This window comes from Radiobacillus deserti, from assembly GCF_007301515.1.
Lineage (GTDB): Bacteria > Bacillota > Bacilli > Bacillales > Amphibacillaceae > Radiobacillus > Radiobacillus deserti.
In genome coordinates this window covers 3,303,845-3,325,603 of sequence record NZ_CP041666.1, presented here as the reverse complement: position 1 = coordinate 3,325,603, position 21,759 = coordinate 3,303,845, and the positions used below count along the sequence as shown (strand labels likewise).

The 21,759-nt window shown below is 40.3% G+C and carries 19 protein-coding genes and 1 pseudogene; 11 read left to right on the top strand and 9 right to left on the bottom strand.

Going from position 1 to position 21,759, the window contains the following annotated elements:
• Positions 1-67 precede the first annotated feature (67 nt).
• The 5 genes from FN924_RS17445 (at position 68) to FN924_RS17425 (ending at position 5,115) form a co-directional block, all read left to right on the top strand.
• Positions 68-1,042: a ring-cleaving dioxygenase gene (locus FN924_RS17445; RefSeq protein WP_143896697.1), complete on the top strand. Its 975-nt coding sequence runs from the start codon at positions 68-70 to the stop codon at positions 1,040-1,042.
• Between the two features lie 400 nt (positions 1,043-1,442).
• Complete coding sequence (locus FN924_RS17440; RefSeq protein ID WP_143896695.1) at positions 1,443-2,228, top strand: SDR family oxidoreductase; 786 nt, start codon at positions 1,443-1,445, stop codon at positions 2,226-2,228.
• A 126-nt stretch (positions 2,229-2,354) separates the two neighbouring features.
• Positions 2,355-3,338 (top strand): aldo/keto reductase, encoded by a 984-nt coding sequence (locus FN924_RS17435; protein ID WP_143896693.1) that lies wholly within the window; start codon positions 2,355-2,357, stop codon positions 3,336-3,338.
• Between the two features lie 48 nt (positions 3,339-3,386).
• A complete protein-coding gene (locus FN924_RS17430; protein ID WP_143896691.1) occupies positions 3,387-3,839 on the top strand; it encodes a GNAT family N-acetyltransferase in 453 nt (150 codons plus the stop codon).
• A gap of 64 nt (positions 3,840-3,903) precedes the next feature.
• Positions 3,904-5,115 carry an ROK family transcriptional regulator gene (locus FN924_RS17425; RefSeq protein ID WP_143896689.1) on the top strand — a complete coding sequence of 404 codons (1,212 nt, stop codon included), beginning with the start codon at positions 3,904-3,906 and terminating at the stop codon, positions 5,113-5,115.
• A gap of 46 nt (positions 5,116-5,161) precedes the next feature.
• On the opposite strand, the gene FN924_RS17420 is transcribed toward FN924_RS17425, so the two are convergent.
• The 4 genes from FN924_RS17420 to FN924_RS17405 are packed head-to-tail and all read right to left on the bottom strand — an operon-like array spanning position 5,162 to position 9,912.
• Positions 5,162-6,211: an aldose epimerase family protein gene (locus tag FN924_RS17420; protein WP_143896687.1), complete on the bottom strand. Its 1,050-nt coding sequence runs from the start codon at positions 6,209-6,211 to the stop codon at positions 5,162-5,164.
• A 17-nt stretch (positions 6,212-6,228) separates the two neighbouring features.
• A complete protein-coding gene (gene galT / locus FN924_RS17415) occupies positions 6,229-7,722 on the bottom strand; it encodes a UDP-glucose--hexose-1-phosphate uridylyltransferase (protein ID WP_143897278.1) in 1,494 nt (497 codons plus the stop codon).
• A 2-nt stretch (positions 7,723-7,724) separates the two neighbouring features.
• Positions 7,725-8,726: a UDP-glucose 4-epimerase GalE gene (galE, locus tag FN924_RS17410; RefSeq protein ID WP_143896685.1), complete on the bottom strand. Its 1,002-nt coding sequence runs from the start codon at positions 8,724-8,726 to the stop codon at positions 7,725-7,727.
• A 1-nt stretch (position 8,727) separates the two neighbouring features.
• Positions 8,728-9,912, bottom strand: coding sequence for a galactokinase (locus FN924_RS17405; RefSeq protein ID WP_143896683.1), 1,185 nt, complete (start codon positions 9,910-9,912; stop codon positions 8,728-8,730).
• Between the two features lie 216 nt (positions 9,913-10,128).
• On the opposite strand from FN924_RS17405, the gene FN924_RS17400 reads away from it, so the two are divergent.
• Positions 10,129-10,686 carry a nitroreductase family protein gene (locus tag FN924_RS17400; protein ID WP_143896681.1) on the top strand — a complete coding sequence of 186 codons (558 nt, stop codon included), beginning with the start codon at positions 10,129-10,131 and terminating at the stop codon, positions 10,684-10,686.
• 125 nt (positions 10,687-10,811) lie between these two features.
• Complete coding sequence (locus tag FN924_RS17395; protein ID WP_143896679.1) at positions 10,812-12,248, top strand: glycoside hydrolase family 1 protein; 1,437 nt, start codon at positions 10,812-10,814, stop codon at positions 12,246-12,248.
• 45 nt (positions 12,249-12,293) lie between these two features.
• Here FN924_RS17395 and phnE (FN924_RS17390) read toward each other — a convergent pair whose 3' ends face one another.
• From phnE (FN924_RS17390) to FN924_RS17375, 4 genes and pseudogenes are all read right to left on the bottom strand, one after another.
• Entirely contained in the window at positions 12,294-13,094 is an 801-nt protein-coding gene (phnE, locus tag FN924_RS17390) for a phosphonate ABC transporter, permease protein PhnE (RefSeq protein ID WP_143896677.1), read from the bottom strand.
• On the bottom strand, positions 13,091-13,882 hold the full coding sequence (phnE, locus tag FN924_RS17385) for a phosphonate ABC transporter, permease protein PhnE (protein WP_143896675.1): 792 nt from the start codon (positions 13,880-13,882) through the stop codon (positions 13,091-13,093). The genes phnE (FN924_RS17390) and phnE (FN924_RS17385) overlap by 4 nt, the downstream gene beginning before the upstream one ends.
• A complete protein-coding gene (gene phnC / locus FN924_RS17380; protein WP_143896668.1) occupies positions 13,879-14,658 on the bottom strand; it encodes a phosphonate ABC transporter ATP-binding protein in 780 nt (259 codons plus the stop codon). Before phnC ends, phnE (FN924_RS17385) begins: the two co-directional genes overlap by 4 nt.
• Before the next feature lie 136 nt (positions 14,659-14,794).
• Positions 14,795-15,728: pseudogene (locus FN924_RS17375) on the bottom strand (phosphate/phosphite/phosphonate ABC transporter substrate-binding protein).
• Positions 15,729-15,896: 168 nt separating this feature from the next.
• Here FN924_RS17375 and FN924_RS17370 point away from each other — a divergent pair.
• From FN924_RS17370 to FN924_RS17360, 3 genes are all read left to right on the top strand, one after another.
• Entirely contained in the window at positions 15,897-17,456 is a 1,560-nt protein-coding gene (locus tag FN924_RS17370) for a bifunctional metallophosphatase/5'-nucleotidase (protein WP_143896666.1), read from the top strand.
• A 103-nt stretch (positions 17,457-17,559) separates the two neighbouring features.
• Positions 17,560-19,158: a catalase gene (locus tag FN924_RS17365; RefSeq protein ID WP_407692025.1), complete on the top strand. Its 1,599-nt coding sequence runs from the start codon at positions 17,560-17,562 to the stop codon at positions 19,156-19,158.
• Positions 19,159-19,448: 290 nt separating this feature from the next.
• Positions 19,449-20,195 carry a 3D domain-containing protein gene (locus FN924_RS17360; RefSeq protein ID WP_143896662.1) on the top strand — a complete coding sequence of 249 codons (747 nt, stop codon included), beginning with the start codon at positions 19,449-19,451 and terminating at the stop codon, positions 20,193-20,195.
• A gap of 38 nt (positions 20,196-20,233) precedes the next feature.
• Here the strand turns inward: FN924_RS17360 and FN924_RS19000 are convergent, their stop codons facing one another.
• A complete protein-coding gene (locus tag FN924_RS19000; protein ID WP_158634057.1) occupies positions 20,234-20,380 on the bottom strand; it encodes a hypothetical protein in 147 nt (48 codons plus the stop codon).
• A gap of 189 nt (positions 20,381-20,569) precedes the next feature.
• Here FN924_RS19000 and FN924_RS17355 point away from each other — a divergent pair, with 189 nt between their 5' ends.
• Entirely contained in the window at positions 20,570-21,691 is a 1,122-nt protein-coding gene (locus FN924_RS17355) for a DEAD/DEAH box helicase (protein WP_143896660.1), read from the top strand.
• The last annotated feature ends 68 nt before the right edge of the window (positions 21,692-21,759 follow it).

The following is a 21,759-nucleotide window of genomic DNA, read 5'->3' as shown; positions in this document are numbered from 1 at the left end:
ATTACCCCTGCACTACAATAAATCTTGAATTCAAGATATTTATAACAGGCTAAAGGAGGGGATTGCTTTGCAAATTAAAGGCATCCACCACGTCTCAGCCATTACCGCTAAGGCAAAAGAAAACTACGATTTTTATACAAAGGATTTAGGATTGAGATTGGTTAAAAAGTCTGTGAACCAGGATGATACAAGTATGTATCATTTGTTTTATGCAGATGAAATTGGAAATCCCGGAACGGATTTAACGTTCTTTGAAATCAAAAGAGCAGGACATACGTATGAAGGGAATAACAGTATTTCGGCAACCTATTTGCGTGTCGCTAACGACGAGGCATTGAAATATTGGAAAAATAGATTAGAGGAGCTCCACATAAATCATGCTGGCATATCAGAGCAGTTTGGTAGAAATATACTTCCATTCCGTGATCATGAGGGGCAGCGCTTAGTGCTTGTATCCGATGAGACGAACCAAGGAGTAGCTGGCGGAATTCCATGGAAGAAGAGCCCAGTTCCACAGGATAAAGGAATTACCGGACTTGGTCCTGTTAAATTAACGGTACCTGTAGCGGAAAAAACGATTGATGTGCTAAAGGACTTGCTTGGATTTGAGGAAGTAGGTACGTATCCTTCCACTATTCATGGTCAGAGGGACATCGTCGTCTTGCAAGTGGGAGAAGGGGGAACAGGTGCAGAAATTCAAGTAGAGGAACGAACGGATTTACCACCAGAGCGACCAGGTAGAGGGAGTGTTCATCACGTCGCATTACGGGTGGAGGATAAAGCTGAGTTAGAGGAATGGGTAAAAAAAGTAAAGGAACGCCGTTTTCCCAACTCTGGTTTAGTCGATCGCTACTATTTCCAATCGCTTTATTTTAGAGAACCGAATGGAATACTCATTGAACTAGCAACAGATGGACCAGGCTTTGCAACAGATGAAGACCCAGAGCATTTAGGAGAAGCCGTAGCACTACCGCCATTTTTAGAGGGAAACAGAGAAGAAATTGAAGCGCATTTAACCCCACTAGACACAACTGTTAAATAATATGAATAAAGCGGAATGCCTTCGTGAAGATAGCATTCCGTTTTGATTAGCTTGGAAAAAATGAGTTATACAAGCAATCTTAATCCGGATAAACGTATGGTCTTTAAAATTTTGTACAAGGACGTAGACTATTGCAGAGTGAAGAACCATTTAAAAAATACAGCTATATTACGTTCTCCACCTGTTAACGATAAATCGTATCCCAAACAAAAGTAAGAGGGATTATACCAAGCTGGACTAATACTTCCATTTTCCAGACCTCGTTTCAGGTATTTTCCAAGGACATATCATAAATGACCATTTATCCGATTAAGAAACAGTGTTTTCCCATCGGTTATTTGAATAATCATAAGCCATTTTCCCATACTAATTATACAAATAGGTTAGGAGGGAACTTATTATGACAGGAAGTCTACATAATAAAGTGGCGGTTGTAACTGGTGCCGGCTCTGGTATTGGAAAGGCGGCGGCTATCGAATTAGCAAAACAAGGTGCCCATATAGGGTTAGTGGACCTGAAAGAGAAAAATGCGGAAAAAGTCCAAAAAGAGATTGAACATATAGGTGGCCAAGCCATGATTACCGATACAGATGTTTCGGATCCAAAACGTGTAGAGGAAAGCATTCGTCAAGTGGCGGAAAAATGGGGACGCTTAGATATAGTCTTTGCGAATGCAGGTATAAACGGAAAGGTAGCCCCCATCGAGGATCTAGAGCCAGAGGATTGGGATCAGACGTTAACGACGAATTTAAAAAGTACGTTTATGACCGTGAAATATGCCATTCCGTATCTAAAGGAACAAGGTGGCAGTATTATTATGACAAGCTCAATAAACGGGAATCGCAGCTTTTCCGGCTTTGGTATGTCTGCCTATAGCTCCTCGAAGGCTGGACAAATGGCTTTTGGAAAAATGGCAGCACTTGAGTTAGCTCGGTATCACATAAGGGTAAATATGATTTGTCCAGGGGCTATCCAGACAAACATTAGTAAAAATACATTTCCAGAAAAAGAAGAACTCCAAAAAATTAAGATTCCTGTAGAGTATCCAGAAGGAAGTCAACCGCTGGAGCACCAAGCTGGGAGCCCAGAGCAAGTAGCTCAATTAGTTTCATTCCTCGCTTCAGATGCATCTAGTCATATTACTGGAACGGAAGTTTATATTGATGGAGCAGAGTCACTTCTTTAACGGATTGAGCATGGAATGAAAATCTCTCATTTTTCATGAGGGATTTTTTTATATGCAGATAAGTTGTTAACGCATACATGTTCATGGCATACTTAAATTATTATAGACAAGGCTGGTGAATGGAACATGAATTATCGTCAATTAGGTAGTACAGGGTTAAACGTGAGCGAAGTGAGCTTTGGGACATGGGCTATTGGTGGCTCTTGGGGTTCTTCCAGTGATGAAGAGGCTTTAAAAGGGTTACAGCGTGCCATGGATGCTGGAGTAAACTTTTTTGATACAGCAGATGTTTACGGATCTGGTCATGCTGAAGAATTACTTGCGAAGGCAACAAAAGGCAAGGAAAACGAAATATACATAGCTTCCAAGTTTTGTCGGGCTGGAGATATTTATGATCCGAATACGTATAGTAAACAATCGGTAGAAGCTTTTTTAGATGGAACACTGAAACGACTAGAAAGAGATACATTGGATTTATACCAAATTCACTGTCCTCCAATGGAAATCTTGCAGGATGGAAGTGTCTTTCAAGTGCTTGATGAATTGAAACAAGCGGGTAAGATACGACATTACGGTGTTAGCGTAGAAACGGTTGAGGAAGGTTTATTCTGTTTAGAACAGCCAGGTGTAAGTACGCTCCAAGTAATTTTTAATATTTTCCGTCAAAAGCCAGTAGAAACGTTGTTCCCACGAGCCAAGGAAAAAGGAGTAGGAATTCTAGCTCGTGTCCCATTAGCAAGTGGATTGCTGACTGGTAAGTTCTCTAAAAATCATCAATTCGAATCCGATGATCACCGTAATTTCAACAAAGACGGAGATGCTTTTAATGTCGGAGAAACGTTTGCTGGAGTAGAATTTAACAAAGGGGTAGAGCTCGCACAGCAGTTAGAATGGATTGCAGAAGGCAGAGGCAACATGACTCGTGCTGCATTGAAGTGGATTCTAGAACATGACGCGATTTCTTGTGTGATTCCAGGATTTAAAACCGTTGCGCAAATAGAGGATAACTTAGAAACATTAAACGAAAAAGGATACTCTCAAGAGGAATTAACTCGTTTAAGCGATTTTTATAAGGAAAGTATTCACCCGCATATAAGAGGGGTTTATTAAGAAGGAGCTTCCCATGGGGGAAGCTTTTTTCATAAGGGGTAAATAAGGATGAAAATGTATGAAGTAGAAGATAACAAAAAAGTACCTCTAGAGCTACTCTTACTAGCGGACCCTTCCGAGGAACAGATCAAGTGTTATGTGGAGGAAGGAACGTGTTATGTAGCTGAAGAAGAGGATGAAATAATCGGGATATACATTTTGTATCAAACGGAATGGGACAAGGTAGAGATTGTAAATATTGCGGTAAAGGAATCAAACCAAGGGAAAGGGATAGGGAAACAGCTAGTGCTTCATGCGGTAGATGAAGCTAGGAGGCTAGGCTACTCAAAGATAGACATTTGCACAGGGAATTCTAGTATTGGACCACTCGCGCTTTATCAAAAGTGTGGATTCCGTTTGGATTCCATTGAGAAGGATTATTTCATTCAACATTACGCAGAACCAATCTATGAGAATGGGATACAGTGTCGAGACAAAATAAGGTTAAGACTTGTTCTGTAGGGAATCTAGCAGCTATGCTATTATAGATATATAAATGCTTATTGATTTTAGGCGGTGAAGTTCCATGCAGCGAGGTAGCTTTCAATGGATGAAATCTATCAATAAAACGATTATTTTGAATAAAATTAGAACGAGCGGTCCAATCTCACGTGCGGATATTGCCAAAGAAACGAGCTTAACCCCCCCTACAGTAGGAAGTATTGTAAAGGAGCTTATTGAGCAGGGGATTGTCATGGAGAGCCAGCAAGGTGAATCACAAGGTGGACGGAAGCCAACTATGCTTGTCATCAATAGGGAAGAGTTTTTTGTAATCGGTATGGATGCCGGGCCGAAAACGGTGGATTGCTTAGTGACCAATCTAGCTGGTGAGAGGAAGTGCGACTTCTCTCTTGAGTTGGAAGAGGAGCTTTCGAACGAAGCATTTCTCTCTGTCCTTATAAAGGGCGTAGAGCAAATGCTAGCTACCGTAAATAAACCAAAAGAAAAGATTATCGGAATCGGTGTAGCGATGCACGGTGTGGTGGATGTTCAGAATGGGATTGGTAAATATGCCCCTAATCTTCACCTCACGGATATTCCAATCAAAGAAGTATTAGAGGATCACTTTGATTTGACCGTTAAGGTTGAAAATGATGCACGAGCAATGGCGTTAGGTGAATCTTGGTTTGGCGGATGGGACGATACCAAAAGCATGCTTGCCGTTAATATTGGCCGAGGTATCGGTGGTGGAATTGTTTTGGATGGTACATTGCTTCATGGAGAGCATGATATTGCAGGAGAAATCGGGCATATGACGCTAGATTTATACGGTCGACCGTGTGAGTGTGGAAGTAATGGATGCTTTCAAACACTAGCCTCCGGACCATCCATTGAACAAAAGGTTCAGGCAGCACTGCAAAATGGAGAAGAAAGTCTTATTTTAGACCTTGTAGAAGGAAAGATAGAAGATATTACCGGGGAAATCATTTACGAAGCTGCTGTTAATGGGGATGCCTTCGCAATTCGAACATGGACGGAAGTCGGGATGTATATTGGAGTTGCTTGCACGAATCTTATCCATACGGTTAATCCAAGTAGAATTGTCTTAGGTGGAGGGGTTGCGAATGCGAAGCCTTTTTTAAAGGATTCAATTCAAAAGACCATACAAAATCGGGGCCTTACAAAAGAAGCAAAACAAACAGAGGTTGAATTTTCGAGGCTTGGAAAAGCTGCATCTTCATTGGGTGCCATTGCACTTCTTTTAGTAGAGTTATTTCAACCCGAAATGATGAATTAGTTGGTGAATACTTAAAGCTACCTTCCATGGAAGGTAGCTTTTTGCATTATTCTACACCGAATATAAAGGTGGTTTTTTTTGAATATTGCTCATCTTTATCTAGGATAACACTTGGAAATCCATCAGAATGGTGCAAGGAAGCAGGAGAAGCTTGGGTTTCTAGGCAAAGACCGAGATATTTACGGGAAGCCCCTTCCACCAACTCTAAATCCTCAGGAAGCATGTTCGACGTGTACATAACGAACCCGGGTTGTTCGGTTTGAACTGTTAATGTTCTTCCACTTATAGGCTCTCTTACGATAGCCGCTACATCTGCTTGGTTGTTCAGAATAAAATAGTGATCATATCCATTACCGGCAATTTTGTTTTGCGGATGAGAAGCTTCCATACCTTCTTTAATCGTTCGGTTGCTGCGGAAGTCGTAGGATGTATTCGTGACATCTAATAGATTCCCAGTAGGAATGAGTGCCTCATCTAGTTCCACAAATACATCGCTATTTATCTGTAAATCATGTGCTAGAATATCTGTTTTTAGATTTCCGCTTAAATTAAAATAGGAATGATTCGTTAATGTAAGAGCGGTTTTCTTATCAGATGTCGCTTCATACAGAATGGTAAACTCATTTGCATTATTTAAGGAATACGTTACGTTAACGTGAAGGTTTCCAGGATATCCACCTTCTCCATCGGGACTAAAGTAAGTAAACACGAGCTGCACGTCGTTTTCTGTTTGTTTAGGCTCTACTTGCCATACTACACGATGAAATCCACTAGCTCCACCGTGTAGATGGTTCGGCCCATCATTTGCTTCCAACGTATAGTTTTTTCCATCTAATTCGAACTGTGCAGATTGAATTCGCCCTGCAACGCGCCCGACTAATGCACCTAAGAACGGAGGATTTTCTAGATAGGCAGATTTGTCTTTAAAGCCCAACACTACATTTTCGAATGTTCCATAACGATCTGGAACGAGTATCTTTGTGATTATTCCTCCTAAGTTTAAACAACTTACTTCCATACCTCGATCATTTTTTAATGTGTATTCCGTAATTGGCTCTTCATAAGGGATGGAAAGTTCTCTTTGCATGATTTCCATGGGGTCTTCCTCCTTGACTAGTTATTTAAGTGATCGATAAATCGTTGAAACGCTTGCTTACCACTTTCATTTTGTTTAAAGACGCCGGCATCTTCCAACACTCTCGTAAACTTTTGTCCTAATTCGTGCTCAATGATCTCCTCAACGTTTTGTTCGGTAATCGAATAATTTTCCTTGATTTGCTCCGCCCACTTCTGGTGATACGTTTCGATACGGTGAGGTTGATGGAGTAAAAATTTCTTCATTTCCATTAATTCATCTTGTAAACGTGCTGGTAATACAGCTAACCCCATTACTTCGATTAGTCCGATGTTTTCCCGTTTTATATGGTGAACATCTTCGTGAGGGTGAAATATTCCAAGAGGATGTTCCTCGGTAGTTCGGTTATTGCGTAGGACTAAATCTAACTCCCACGTATATCCTTTCTTTCTTGCAATAGGGGTAATCGTGTTATGCGGCATAGAATCGGTATAAGCAAGGATATTCGCCGTCTGATCACTGTAATCCTTCCATTTCTTCAAAATCATGTCTGCCACATTAATGAGTTCATTTCTTTTTTCGGATTGTAATCGGATTACGGACAAAGGCCAATGTAAGATTGCAGCGTTGATGTCTGGGAAAGCATTCAAAGAAAATGAAAAGTCTTCTTTGGCTTTTGTCATTGCAAACGTATATTGTCCACCTTGATAATGGTCATGAGATAAAATCGAACCTCCGACTATCGGCAAATCTGCATTGGACCCTAAAAAATAGTGAGGGAAGAGATCGACGAAGGAAAGCAGCCTTTCAAAGGTGTCACGGTCCACTTTCATGTCTCTATGTTCCTCAGCTAATACGATACAATGCTCGTTATAATAGACGTATGGAGAATATTGTAGGAACCATCGTTCATTGGCTAATTCTAGCTCTATGATTCGATGATTGGATCGTGCAGGATATCCGGTTCTTCCTTCATACCCTTCATTTGCAGGACAAAGAACACAATCTGGATACGTGCTCGTGTTAGATTTCATGGCTTTCTCACGCTTAATTTGTTCCGGGTCTTTTTCCGGCTTGGAAAGGTTAATTGTAATATCCATTTCCCCGTACTTTGTAGTTGTAGTGAAATGAATGTTTTTGGCTATTCGTTTTGTTTGAATATAGTTACTATGCTGACTTAATTGATAAAAATAATCCGTACTTCGTTCAGGTGCTTCCTTATACTTCTTCCAAAATTTTTGGTGAATGTCCGATGGCTTGGAAAGGAAACAATTCATGATATTCGCAGCAAAGATTTCTTTATCATCAAATACGTCTTCAATAATAGCTTCATCTATTGCATATTGAACGATTTTTTCTAAAAGATCAGGAAGGCTTTCTGTTATAGGATGTATGGTTTGTTCCTCAACAAAGTTAGTAAGATGGCATAATGCTAGTATTTGGTTACGTACATAACGAGCATCACGTTCTTCGATGAGCTGTACTTCTATTCCTTTTTGAACTAATCGATTGATAGAAAGGAATATAGACATGATTAGGAACGCACTTCCTTTCCAAATCCATTCGGGTGTGTTTGGTGCCACTTCCACGCATCAGAAATAATAGTTTGGATATCCGTCCGTGTAGGCTCCCATCCTAATATTTTTTTTGCTTTTGCAGAAGAAGCAATTAATGTACTCGGATCCCCACTTCGTCTAGGTGCAACCTCAGCAGGAATAGCGTGACCAGTTACGTTTCTTGCGGTGTCAATTATTTGATGGACAGAGAACCCTTGGTTACTTCCTAGATTAAAAATTTCGCTATTTCCACCATTATTTAAATAATCTAAGGCTAATAAGTGTGCTTCGGCTAAATCCTCCACATGAATATAGTCTCTTATGCACGTTCCATCCTCCGTTGGATAGTCATCTCCAAAAATGGAAATAGCCTTTCGTTGACCAAGAGCCACCTGTAATACGATAGGAATGAGATGCGTTTCTGGATTGTGATCCTCGCCAATCTCTCCAGTAGCGCGTGCCCCTGCAACGTTAAAATATCTGAGAGAAACATAGCGAATTCCATAAGCTTCCTGGCACCACTTCATCATCTTTTCCATTGTGAGCTTGCTTTCGCCGTACGTGCTAGTTGGGTTTGTTGGCATATCCTCTGTAATAGGAATTTGTTCTGGCTCGCCATAAGTAGCAGCAGTAGACGAAAAGATGATTTTATCAATCCCGTTTTCTTGCATCACTTGTAATAAAACTTGTGTACCGTGCACATTATTATCAAAGTACTTAAGAGGATTTTCCATAGATTCACCAACTAGAGAATTGGCAGCAAAGTGAATGACGGCTCCAATAGATTCTTTTTGAAAAACATTCCTTAAAAAGGCAATATCACGCATGTCTCCCTTATAGAAGGTTGCCTTCGGGTGAACAGCTTCTCGGTGACCGTTTTCTAAATTGTCAATGACGATAACCTCTTTGTTTTGATCGATTAACTGATAAACTGCGTGGGAACCGACATATCCAGCCCCACCTAATACTAAAATAGCCATGTTAAAAGCTCCTTTCTATTTTTAGTTCCTTTGCCCCATCAGAGATGGCTGCTTGATAAAAGGTTGGTTCATATCCAATGTTCGTACGATAGATTTCCGTAACGTTCTTTTGGAATTTGGAAACGAGTTGTTTTTCTACGATGGCAATCGCACACCCTCCAAATCCAGCTCCAGTCATTCGAGCACCTAGAACGCCTTCTTGCTGCCAAGCTGCTTGAACAATGGTGTCTAATTCGAGCCCAGTTACTTCATAGTCCTTTTGTAAAGATACATGTGAGTCGTTCATTAACGTACCAAATTCACCAAGTTTACCAGCTTTGAGTTTTGCTAATGCCCTGATGGTTCGTTGGTTTTCATAAACGGCGTGTTTTGCGCGTTTGCGATCGGAATCTTGTTTAATCAGATATTTATGTGTTTCAAACTGTGATTCAGTAAGGTCACCTAAACTTGTAATGGATAGCTCATTTTGTAAATCCGCTAAGGCGCGCTCACATTCAGCCCTTCGCTCGTTATACTTTGATCCGGCAAGCTCACGTCGTTTGTTCGTATTCATGATGACGATGGTATGATCATCTAACTCAATAGGTGCATATTGGTAGGACAAGCTCTGGCAATCTAGTAAAATAGCATGATCTTTTTTCCCCATCCCAATAGCGAACTGATCCATAATCCCGCTGTTTACTCCAATGTACTCATTCTCTACACGTTGACCGAGCTTAATCATGTCCAAACGATCCAGAGTTACCCCATAAAGCCCTTCCAATAAGACAGCGGTTGCTAGTTCGATAGAAGCGGAAGAAGACAATCCTGCACCATTTGGAATGTTTCCATAGTAAAGAATATCCGCACCATAAGGAGTGGAAAGTCCTTTTTCCTGCCATAATTTTAACACACCCTTAGGATAATTCATCCATTTGTCAGTGTCCTTGTAGGAAAGGTTATCTAATGGAACAGATAGGATGCCGGTTTCCATAAAGTTCATGGAGTAAAACCGAAACATTTGATCGTCTCTAGGCAACACAAGTGCATAGGTGCCGAAAGAAATGGCTGCAGGAAATACGTGTCCGCCGTTATAGTCCGTATGTTCTCCTATCAAATTAATTCTCCCAGGTGCAAAAAAGACTCGTGGTTGCTCCTTTCTTTGAAAGATTTGCTCAAAGCTTTTTGTTAACTCCGCTACATTCAACTAAAATCCTCCTTCTCAATAACTTAATTAAATTAATTTACTTAGTGTTGTACCCTCATCTTACATGTAATGGTATCGTTTTGCAATCACTTTTTATTGACATTTCTCGCAGTATAATTGATAATCGTTATCAGTTGGAGATGGCATGTAATGCAATCGCTTCACATATAGATAAAGAAGGAAATGGCTAATGAACAGGCAAGGGGAGTGTTGGAAATGACATTATCAGAAGTGATTAAAAATAGAAGATCTATTCAATTATACGAGGATAAACCGGTACCTTTGGATGAATTAAAGGAATTGTTAGAGACAGCTATTTGGGTTCCAAATCATAAAATGACAGAACCGTGGAGATTTATTTTTATTCAAGGAGATTCACGTAAGCATCTAGCAGAAATAAATCGAAAACTAAATGAAAAAGGTACAACACTAGAGGAAAAAAAGAAACATGGCGAGATAGCTTATCAAAAAATAATGGACGTTCCACTATTTCTTATGGTTGTGATGAACGAAAACCCTAACATGAAACTAAGAGAAGAGGATTATGCAGCAACGAGCTGTGTAGTGCAAAATTTTAGCTTACTCGCATGGGAAAAAGGAATCGGAATGATTTGGAAGACGAATCAGCTAACCACAAACATAGAAGTACGTGATACGTATGGAGTGAAGCCAGGTGAGAAAATTGCAGCAATGCTGCAAATTGGCTATCCTGCAAAGGTGCCGAAAGAAAGACCGAGAAAACAAGCCAAAACACTAATATCTGAGTTTCATTAATCGGGAGAGATCCCTATTTTTATTTTTTGTTGTTAAATTTTCGAAAAATTCGGGTGGTTCCTGTTTCATTTTCAATCTAGTTTCCGCTACAATAAAGTAGAATGAATATTGAAGGAGGAGTTACCGTGGAGCATAAAAATTTGACACCGTTTCCAGACGGGTTTTTATGGGGTTCTGCATCCGCTGCCTATCAAATTGAAGGGGCATGGGATCAAGATGGAAAAGGCCCTTCTGTATGGGATGTTTATACGAAGAAAGAAGGTACTACATACAAAGGAACAAACGGAGACATAGCCGTTGACCACTATAACCGTTATAAGGAAGATGTCGCGTTAATGGCGGAGATGGGCTTAAAGGCGTACCGTTTCTCTATCGCTTGGACACGAATCTTTCCGAACGGTAAAGGTGAAATCAACGAAGCGGGAGTTAAGTTTTATAATGACTTAATTAACGAACTAATTAAACATGACATCGAGCCGTTAGTAACAGTCTATCACTGGGATGTTCCACAAGCTTTAATGGATGAGTATGGGGCTTGGGAATCTCGGCAAATCATCGATGACTTTAACAACTACTGTGTAGAGCTATTTAAACGTTACGGGGATCGTGTGAAGCATTGGGTTACACTAAACGAACAAAATATTTTCATAGGCCTTGGCTATCGTAATGGGATCCATCCTCCTGGTGTAAAAGATCTGAAAAGAATGTATCAAGCAAACCATATCGCAAGTGTTGCGAATGCGAAAGTTATTCAATCTTTCCGCAAAATCGTACCAGATGGAAAAATTGGTCCGAGCTTTGCTTATGGGCCGGCATATCCTTACGATAGTAATCCGAAAAATGTGATTGCAGCCGAAAATGCAGAAGAAATGAATGCACATTGGTGGATGGACATTTATGCATGGGGGACATATCCAAAATCTACTTGGAACTACTTAGAAAAAGAAGGACTTGCTCCTACAATCGAACCTGGAGACATGGAATTGCTTGCAGAAGCAAAACCAGACTTTATGGGGGTAAACTACTATCAAACTGCTACGTTCGAACATAATCCATTAGAAGGTGGAGTCGGAGAAGCGAAAATGAATACATCAGGGAAAAAGGGAACAACGAAAGATTCTGGTTTACCGGGTGTATTTAAAACCATTAGTAATCCTTACTTAGGTACAACAGATTGGGATTGGACGATTGACCCAGATGGTTTAAGAATCGCATTACGTCGCATCCAAAACCGTTATCAATTACCTGTTCTCATTACAGAGAATGGCTTAGGTGCCTTCGATGATTTAGAAGAAGGAGATGTCGTGAACGACGATTACCGAATCGACTATTTAGCTTCACATGTTAAGGCGGTACAGGAAGCAATCTCGGATGGAGTGGACGTGCTTGGATATTGTACATGGTCCTTCACGGATTTATTAAGCTGGCTAAATGGGTATCAAAAACGTTATGGCTTCGTCTACGTAAACCGTGATGAAGACGGTCCAAAGGATCTCCGAAGAATTAAAAAGAAAAGCTTTTATTGGTATCAAGATGTTATTAAAAAGAATGGTCTAGAATAGAAAAAACAGCAATTGGGTCCCCAACCCAATTGCTGTTTTTAGGTGTTACACGACTTTCTTGCGTAAATATCCGGAAATAACATCTACAATAGAAACCATGACAATGATTCCTAGTAGAATGACTCCAACTCGCTCCCAATCACGAGACTGTAGAGCAAAAATCAGTGGAGTACCAATACCACCGGCACCGATAATCCCTAAAATCGTAGCGGCACGGAGGTTAATTTCGAATCGGTATAACGTATAGGATAAGAAGCCAGGTAAAACCTGTGGAATAACCGCAAACCAAAGTGTTTGCATACGGCTCGCACCAGTTGCAGTTAATGCTTCAGATGGTCCTAAATCAATATTCTCAATTTCTTCTGAGAACAATTTCCCAAGCATCCCGATGGAGTGAAGACCTAATGCTAATACACCAGCGAAGGAACCAGGTCCAACTACTTTAATGAAAAGAAGTGCCATAACCAGTTCTGGAAAAGTACGAATAAAACTCAGCATAAATTTCCCAACACCAGTTAATGCTACTCCTTTTGTCATGTTGTTCGCTGCCCAGAAGGCAAATGGAATACATAAAAATGCAGAGATAAATGTCCCTAATACTGCTATCGCTAACGTATCCAATAATCCGCGGAGCAAGTCTTCTCCTTCAGGCAAGTACACGTAATCCCAATCTGGATGGAATAAACCAGACATGATTGCTTTCGACACTTGACCGGCAGTTTCTTTAAACCCTTCCATCGGCACGCCGGAAAATGCCCAGATATAAATGAATGCTAATAAAATCCCGACTATCCAACGAAGAAACACTCTTTTTTTCGGCTTTGTAGGTATAGTTGTGCTACTCATAGTAATTTCTCCCGTAATTTGGTACTGATGTAATCAATAATTAATACAACTACAAGTGTAAAGATAATAATCATATTCGTTTTATCGTATTCTAGGAATCCTAGAGTATGGTCATAATAAAGCCCGATACCACCAGCACCAACTAGTCCTAAGATGGCGGCAGCACGAACGTTCACTTCAAAGGTATAAAGGACATACGAAATGAAATAAGCAGCAACCTGTGGAATAACGGCAAACACAATCCATTGAATTTTGTTCGCTCCTACAGCAGTCATCGCCTCTAGTGGGCCTTTGTCAATCGCTTCAATTGATTCATAGGTTAACTTTGCGATGATACCGACTGAAAATAAAGATATAGCCAGAATACCTGGCAATGGTCCAAGACCAAAAATCGCAACAAAAATAGCTGCAAGTAATAGTTCCGGAACCGTACGAATGAGATTTAAGACGAACCGTACTGGATAGTGAATCCAACGAGTTTGAATCAAATTGCTTGCTGAAAATAGTGCAATTGGAACGGAAATAATGGCACCAATCGTTGTTCCGACAACAGCCATACGCAATGTTTCTAACATTGGGACTACAATATTGTCGAAGTATGCCCAGTTTGGTGGGAACATTTGCGCAATAAGCTCCCACATGTTTCCGAAGCTTAAGAAAAACTCACTAATACGGACATCTGCTTTAATCGCACTCAGCCAAATCGCTAAAAGGATGAGAACTAAGGTAAGAGTAGGCTTTAACTTACTAGGAGGCTGTGGTAATTGTTGTTCTTTTATTGGACTCATGTTTCCAACGCTCCCGATGGTTCATCTGTCTTTGTTTCCAGAGGTTGTCCATAAATTTCAGAGAAGCGCTCATCCGTAGCTTCTTCTACTGGTCCATCAAATACGATTTCACCTGCTTGAAGCCCGATAATTCTCGTGGCGTACTGTCTGGCGATATCGATAAAGTGCAAGTTAACTACTGTAGTGATCCCTAATTCCTGGTTGATCTTCTTTAAATCATCCATCACCTGCTTTGTAGTTAATGGATCTAAGGAAGCTACTGGCTCATCCGCCAGAATAATTTTAGCTTCTTGTGCTAACGCACGCGCAATCGATACACGTTGTTGCTGTCCACCTGATAGTTGGTCAGAACGAGTGTATGCTTTTTCTAAAATGTTTACACGCTTTAGTGCATCAAATGCTAGCTCCATGTCTTTTCTAGGGAACATTCCCAAAAGAGTCCGTAATGTAGAGTGATAGCCAACCCTTCCGGATAAAACATTGCGAAGTACAGTAGACCGTTTCACGAGGTTAAAGTTTTGGAAAATCATACCGATATCCCGGCGGATTTTTCTTAGTTCAGAACCCCTTGCTTCTGTTATGGATTGGTCACCTATTACTATATTTCCAGTAGAGATTTCATGAAGACGATTAATAGAACGAAGAAATGTAGATTTCCCCGCACCGGATAAACCTACGATTACAACAAATTCACCTTTATTAATGGTTACATTAATATCTTTCAACCCTTGCGTTCCATTTGGGTAAACCTTTGAGACATTTTGGAATTCAATCACTTTTCATACCAACCTTTGTCTAAATTTGAGAAAATCATAGTTGTACTTTTGAAGAGACGATGAAAGGAATAAAAGCACAGCCAGTGCATATTGCACACTGGCTGTAACTTGTACGATTGTTCATTTAGGTCAAATACTATTCTGTTTTCACTTTTTCAGAGTATTCCCTTACGATATCGAAGTTGCTATCTTGAGATTCTACGTATCCTTCGTGTGTGTAGATTTCTTTAACGATAGCATGTCCTTCTTCGCTTTTGCCAATGTTAATGAAAGCTTCTGTAATTTTATCAACCCACTCTTGGTCCATGTCAGAACGTACAGAGATTGTATCGTTTGGAATGAATTCTGTGAAGTGAATCACTTTAGTATCCTTAAATACGTCTGGATAATCACCAGACACGAGATTACGAGCATCTTGGAAAACGGCTGCTGCATCTACGTCCCCGTTAAGAACAGCAAGTACACCTTGGTCATGTCCCTTGACTGTAACAGCTTCAACATCCTGTAATGGATCTAAACCAACATCCATTAATGCAGCTGCAGGCCAGACATAACCAGCGGAAGAAGTTACATCTTTGGAATGCAATCTTTTTACCTTTAAGGTCTTCAAGGCTGTCAATTCCAGAGTCTGCTTTTACGATAATTTCAGATTTGTAGCCATCTACTAATTCTTCTGTAGGTTGTCCAGTTTCATCATCTACTCCGTAGCGTTGTGCTTGAAGAATAACTTCAGCTGCACCTTTATCTTTCGCCAGTACATACGCAGTTGGAGGTAAGAAACCAACGTCTACCTTTTTAGAAGCCATTGCTTCTATAATAGTGTTGTAGTTAGTAGATACGCTAACTTCAACAGGGATGCCTAGTTCGTCACTTAGTAAACCTTCAAGTGGTTTTGCTTTCGCTTCAAGCGTATCAGCGTTTTGTGACGGAACGAATTGAACCGTAAGAGTTTCCGGTACATATGCGTCACTGCCGCCGTCTGCATTCTGACCTTCATCAGATCCACAAGCACTCATGATACCAACAGTTAAAGCAAGAGTTGTACCTAATGTTGCAAATTTCTTTAACATGTGAAAAATAACCCCCATTGAATAATAAATTTATAACACTCGATAAATATACCATGCCAATTGTAAAGTTAGAGTGAATTATTTGTAAATTTATGTTAATTTTTTTAGTATTTTGCTAAAATTTGTTGCAACATGTTATAAATGAATGGCGATACAGGAGGGTAATAGATGAAAAAAGATATAGTTATACTTACGACGAGTGACATTCACGGATATATTTATCCTACTCATTATCGTGATCGCTCGGATCAACCAATAGGCTTAGCTAAATTAACTACATATATGAAAGAACAGAGAAATCATCACTCCGTTTTGTTGCTGGATAACGGTGATCTCGTCCAAGGTAGTCCGTTAACTTATTATCACGCAAAGTATCATAAAGACTCTAAAAACCCTATTATTGAAGTGGCAAATGCTTTAGGATACCAAGCAGCTGTTTTTGGGAACCATGAGTTTAATTACGGAACAGATTACTTGAAAAAAGTAGTGGAACAATCGGAATTCCCGTGGTTATCCGCAAATGTGATAGATGCACAAACAGAACAGCCTGCATTTGGCACGCCATATCAAGTGTTCGACTTAGATGGAATTAAAGTTGCCGTTCTAGGGGTTACGACTCATTATGTACCGAATTGGGAGGATCCGAACCATATACAAGGGCTAGAATTTAAAGACGCGTTAGAAACGGCGAAAAAATGGGTTTCACTTATAAGAGCCGAAGAAAATCCGGATGTCATGGTTGTCTCATACCACGGTGGGTTCGAGAGAGATTTGGAAACAGGGGAACCTACGGAACCGTTAACAGGGGAAAATCAAGGGTATCAAATGTGCCAGGAAATCGAAGGATTAGATATCTTAATAACAGGACATCAGCACCGATCATTAGTCGGAAAAGTAAATGGGGTCTCTATTATCCAACCTAGCAATAATGGGCAAAAGCTTGGAGAAATCCGCATTACTCTAGAAAAAATGGGGAATGAGTATGTTCTATTAGATGCCATATCTACACTTATCGAAGTCGATAAGCTACCTGCAGATCAAGAAGTTTTAAGCATGATTGGAGAATTTGAAAATCAAACTCAACAATGGTTGGATACACCAATTGGAAAAGTAAATGGCGACTTATCTATCGTGGATCCGTTGCAAACAAGGATGAGAGACACCCCGATTATCGAGTTTATTAATAAGGTGCAAATGGATGCGGCAGAAGTGGATATTTCAAATACATCTCTGTTCAGCAATGATTCCCCGGGGTTTGGCAATGAAGTTACGATGAGGGATATCGTTTCAAATTATGTCTATCCGAATACGTTAAAAGTAATCCGCATTACCGGTCAAGATATTAAAGATGCACTAGAACAAAGTGCAAGCTACTTTAAGATTGTGGATGGCAAAATTGGCGTTAATCCGTCGTTTATTGACCCCAAACCACAACATTATAATTATGATATGTGGGAAGGGATCGAGTACGAGATAAAAGTATCCAATCCTATCGGAGAGCGGATCACGAAGCTGCTCTATCAAGGAAAGCCTCTGGTCCTATCAAACCAGTACGATGTGGTTATGAACAACTACCGTGCGGGTGGTGCTGGGAATTTTGACATGTATAGTGGAAAACCTGTTGTGAAAGAAATTCCGATTGATATGACAGAACTTATTGCGAACTATTTACTAAAAAGAAATACGATACAAGCAACCTGTAATTATAATTGGAAAGTCGTTCTATAAATATAGTATAAAAATCCCTTCACAGGAAAAAATGGTTGGAAGAGAAGGGGAAAGTTTCCCTTTCCCTTTAAGCTGAACCATTTGTTACATTTTCTGAGGAGGGATTTTTTTGGACGAAAAGAAAAAGTTTTCGCAAGGTGAAAATGAGAAAACACTCACAACGAGACAAGGCCATCCAGTAAAGAATAATCAAAACACAAGAACAGTAGGAAATCGAGGACCAGCAACGCTTGAGAACTATGAATTTATCGAAAAAATATCTCATTTCGATAGAGAGCGTATTCCGGAGCGGGTTGTACACGCGCGTGGTGCGGGTGCACATGGCTATTTCGAAACGTATGGTGTTGCGGGTGATGAACCGGTAGAGAAGTACACGAGAGCAAAGGTTTTTTCCGGAAAAGGAAAGAAAACTCCCGTGTTCGTTCGTTTCTCAACTGTCATAGGTGGAGCTGGATCTCCAGAAACAGCACGTGACCCACGAGGCTTTGCAGTGAAATTTTATACAGAGGATGGAAATTGGGACTTAGTAGGCAATAACTTAAAGGTGTTTTTTATTCGTGATGCTATTAAGTTCCCGGACTTAATCCATTCTTTAAAACCTGATCCCATTACGAATGTGCAAGATAGTGAGCGTGCCTTTGACTTTTGGAGCAATACGCCCGAAGCATTGCATATGATTACATTCGTTTTCTCCCCATGGGGAATTCCAGCCAATTATCGACAAATGCAAGGCTCGGGTGTAAATACATATCGTTGGGTAAATGAGAAGAATGAAAGCTTTCTTGTGAAGTATCATTGGGAGCCAGTTCAAGGTATTAAGAATCTAACACAAGAAGAGGCAGATAAAATCCAATCTATGAGTTCTAATCACGCTACCCAGGATTTGTACCAAGCGATTGAGGATGGAGAATATCCAGAATGGGAGCTTTATGTCCAAATTATGACCGATGAAGAGCACCCAGAACTTGATTTTGACCCATTAGATGATACAAAACTGTGGCCAAAGGACCAATTCCCGTTTCTAAAAGTTGGGAAAATGGTATTAAACAAGAATCCAGAAAACTACCATAATGAAGTAGAACAATCAGCCTTTGGTACAGGTGTTCTTGTAGATGGCATGGATTTTTCTGACGATAAGATGTTACAAGGTAGAACATTCTCTTATTCCGATACACAACGGTATCGTGTAGGGGCAAATTATTTGCAACTTCCAATTAATAAGCCGAATAAGCATGTTGGTACAAATCAAGAAGGCGGTCAAATGGCCTACCATAATGATAAGGGACCAAACAAGCATGTGAATTATGAGCCTTCTAATATGAATGGACTGGAAGAAGTAAACCGCGATCACGACTATTACCAACCTCACGTAGAAGGTAAGCTTGTGCGAGAATCCATTGAACGAAAGAATGATTTTAAGCAAGCTGGAGAGACGTATCGTGCGTTTGAGGATTGGGAAAAAGAGGACCTTATTAACAACTTAGTTGCTGGACTCCTGCCATGTCGCAAAGAAATCCAAGACAAGATGATTGACCTGTTTACGAAATGTGATGAAGAGTATGGACGCCGTGTCAAGGAAGGCCTAGCGATGGGAGCAAAGAACATGATGCCGAAATCAGGCGGCTCACCACTAGGTAGTACCGAGTCAACTGATGCAATTGAGAATGCCAAAAAAGAGGGGCATGACGCAGATCCGTATTAATCCAAAAAGCCATCTAACCCATGGGTTAGATGGCTTTTTTTAATCAACCACTAGTCTATTCGTACCAACCTTCTATTATTTTCTCCTACTTTTCTATCAAAATTAGAAAATCTACAAAAAATATTACGAATCCATGTATAAATCTAGTAATTATTGCCCCAGAATGACAAATATGACAGGCAATCCAAAAATCGTAATCTTTGTAAAAGATACTTAAATTCATTGTAAACACAGGACTCTATTTCTTGTGTTAGGATAAGGCTTGTCAGAAAAAAAGGAGGGAAACACAGATGAAAAAAACATTGGTATCACTGGCCTTTGGCCTTTTTCTGACCGGGACAGTAACTACCACTGCATCTGCAGAAGACTATCAAGTTGTAAAAGGAGATAGTCTTTGGGAAATCGCCCAATCATATGACACAACCGTTTCAAAGATTAAGGAGTGGAACAAACTAGAATCGGATCTCATTCATCCGAAGCAAACGATAGAGATAAATAACGAAATTATATACAACGTAGAAAAAGGCGATACATTAAGTCATATCGCCCTAGATCACAATGTGACGGTAGATAAGCTCAAAACATGGAATAGCTTGTCCACAGATCTAATTTTGATAGGTCAAAAGCTAAAGATTAAAGAGCAGGGCAAGGAAGTAGGTTCCACAGAATCTACAACAGCTTCCACTGCTAGTACAACAACGGAGTCCAAGCCAGAGGTTGTTGCAACATCAACCGGTCATGAGGTTATACGTGAATTGACCGTAAAGGCAACCGCTTATACAGCCGATTGCACAGGCTGCTCCGGTATTACTTATACTGGTATCAACTTGAATAAAGATAGAAATGCAAAAGTAATCGCAGTAGATCCAGATGTCATTCCATTGGGTACTAGAGTATATGTAGAAGGTTATGGAGAAGCCATAGCTGGTGATATCGGAGGTGCCATTGATGGTAACCATATCGATATTCACGTACCTACGAAGAAAGAAGCATATGAATGGGGCGTACGTACTGTCAATGTCCAAATACTAGGGTAATAGGAAAGAGGAAGCGGAGGCTTCCTCTATTTTTTTTGCTAATAAGATTGGTTCCATTCTGATTGTTCATTATGATGTGTCTCTTGATCGACTTTAACGTTTGAATCCATTTGGGTCTGTACATAACCGATGATCCCGAAACTAGTAATCAACAAAAGAAATACAACCATTAATAGTTTCCTCATATAGATTCCTCCCGAAGACTCAACTCATTAACATTGTATATTCTTTACTTATTCTATTACCATAGTAAGTGTTAGAATAAACTTCAATATTTTCCTTTTCATCTTAGCATAATAATTTTTGATAGAATATGACATTTTTGTGGAAAATGTGCAAACTATATATATTAATTTTTAGGAATGAGGTGTACCATGCAATCCTTTTTAGAGTTAGGGGTTTCAGAACCAATCGTAAAACAATTAAAAGAACAAGCTATTACCGAGCCTACTCCTGTTCAAATACAAGCTATCCCTAAGCTTTTAGCAGGAAAAGATGTAATGGCCCAGGCTCAGACGGGTACAGGAAAAACATTCGCTTTCTTATTGCCTATTCTTGAGAAAATAGATGCGAATGTAGAAGCAATCCAGGCGCTCGTTTTATCTCCAACGAGAGAACTAGCATTGCAAATCTCCAACGAACTAGAAAAGCTATTGATTACAAAGCCTGAAGTGAACAGTCTTGCCGTATATGGAGGGCAAGACATTGAAGCACAATTAAAGAAGCTGCAAAAACAGGTACATATTATTGTGGCAACACCAGGAAGGCTGTTAGACCATCAACGGCGTGGAACAGTAGACTTGTCGGATGTTTCCATGTTTGTGTTGGATGAAGCAGATCAAATGCTGCACATGGGCTTTCTGCCAGAGGTTGAGGCTATTGAGGGGTTATTGAAGGAGGAGCGACAGACGATGCTTTTTTCTGCAACGATGCCAAAAGAAGTTCGGACATTAGCGAACCAATATTTGCACAAGCCTGAATATGTGACCGCGAAAGGAAAGAACGTGACCTTAGATGAAGTCAAACAGATGGTAATCGAAACAACGGACCGTGAAAAACAACAAAAGCTAACGGAAGTTCTCCACCAATTCCATCCGTTTCTAGCGATCATTTTTTGCCGAACCAAGCGGAGAGCGAGTAAATTGAATGCGGCTTTGCAGGGAATGGGTTTTTTGTCGGACGAACTCCATGGGGATTTATCCCAATCGAAGCGAGAAAAGGTCATGCAACGTTTTCGAGATATGAAAATTCAATATTTAGTTGCGACGGATGTGGCAGCGCGTGGACTGGATGTTGAGGGGGTCACGCATGTGTTTAATTATGACATTCCACAGGATTCAGAAACGTATATCCACCGCATTGGTAGAACGGGGCGTGCTGGTGGAACAGGTATTGCCGTAACCTTTGCGGCACCGAAGGATAAGCAATATTTACGTTTGATTGAAAGAGGCATCCAAAAGGAGATTCCCCGAAAGGAATGGCCTGACAAAGAATGAAGTCTGAAGGAACAATTCGTGGTATGAAACCTGGAGATCTGGTTTATTCTACAAAAGGGTGGTCCACT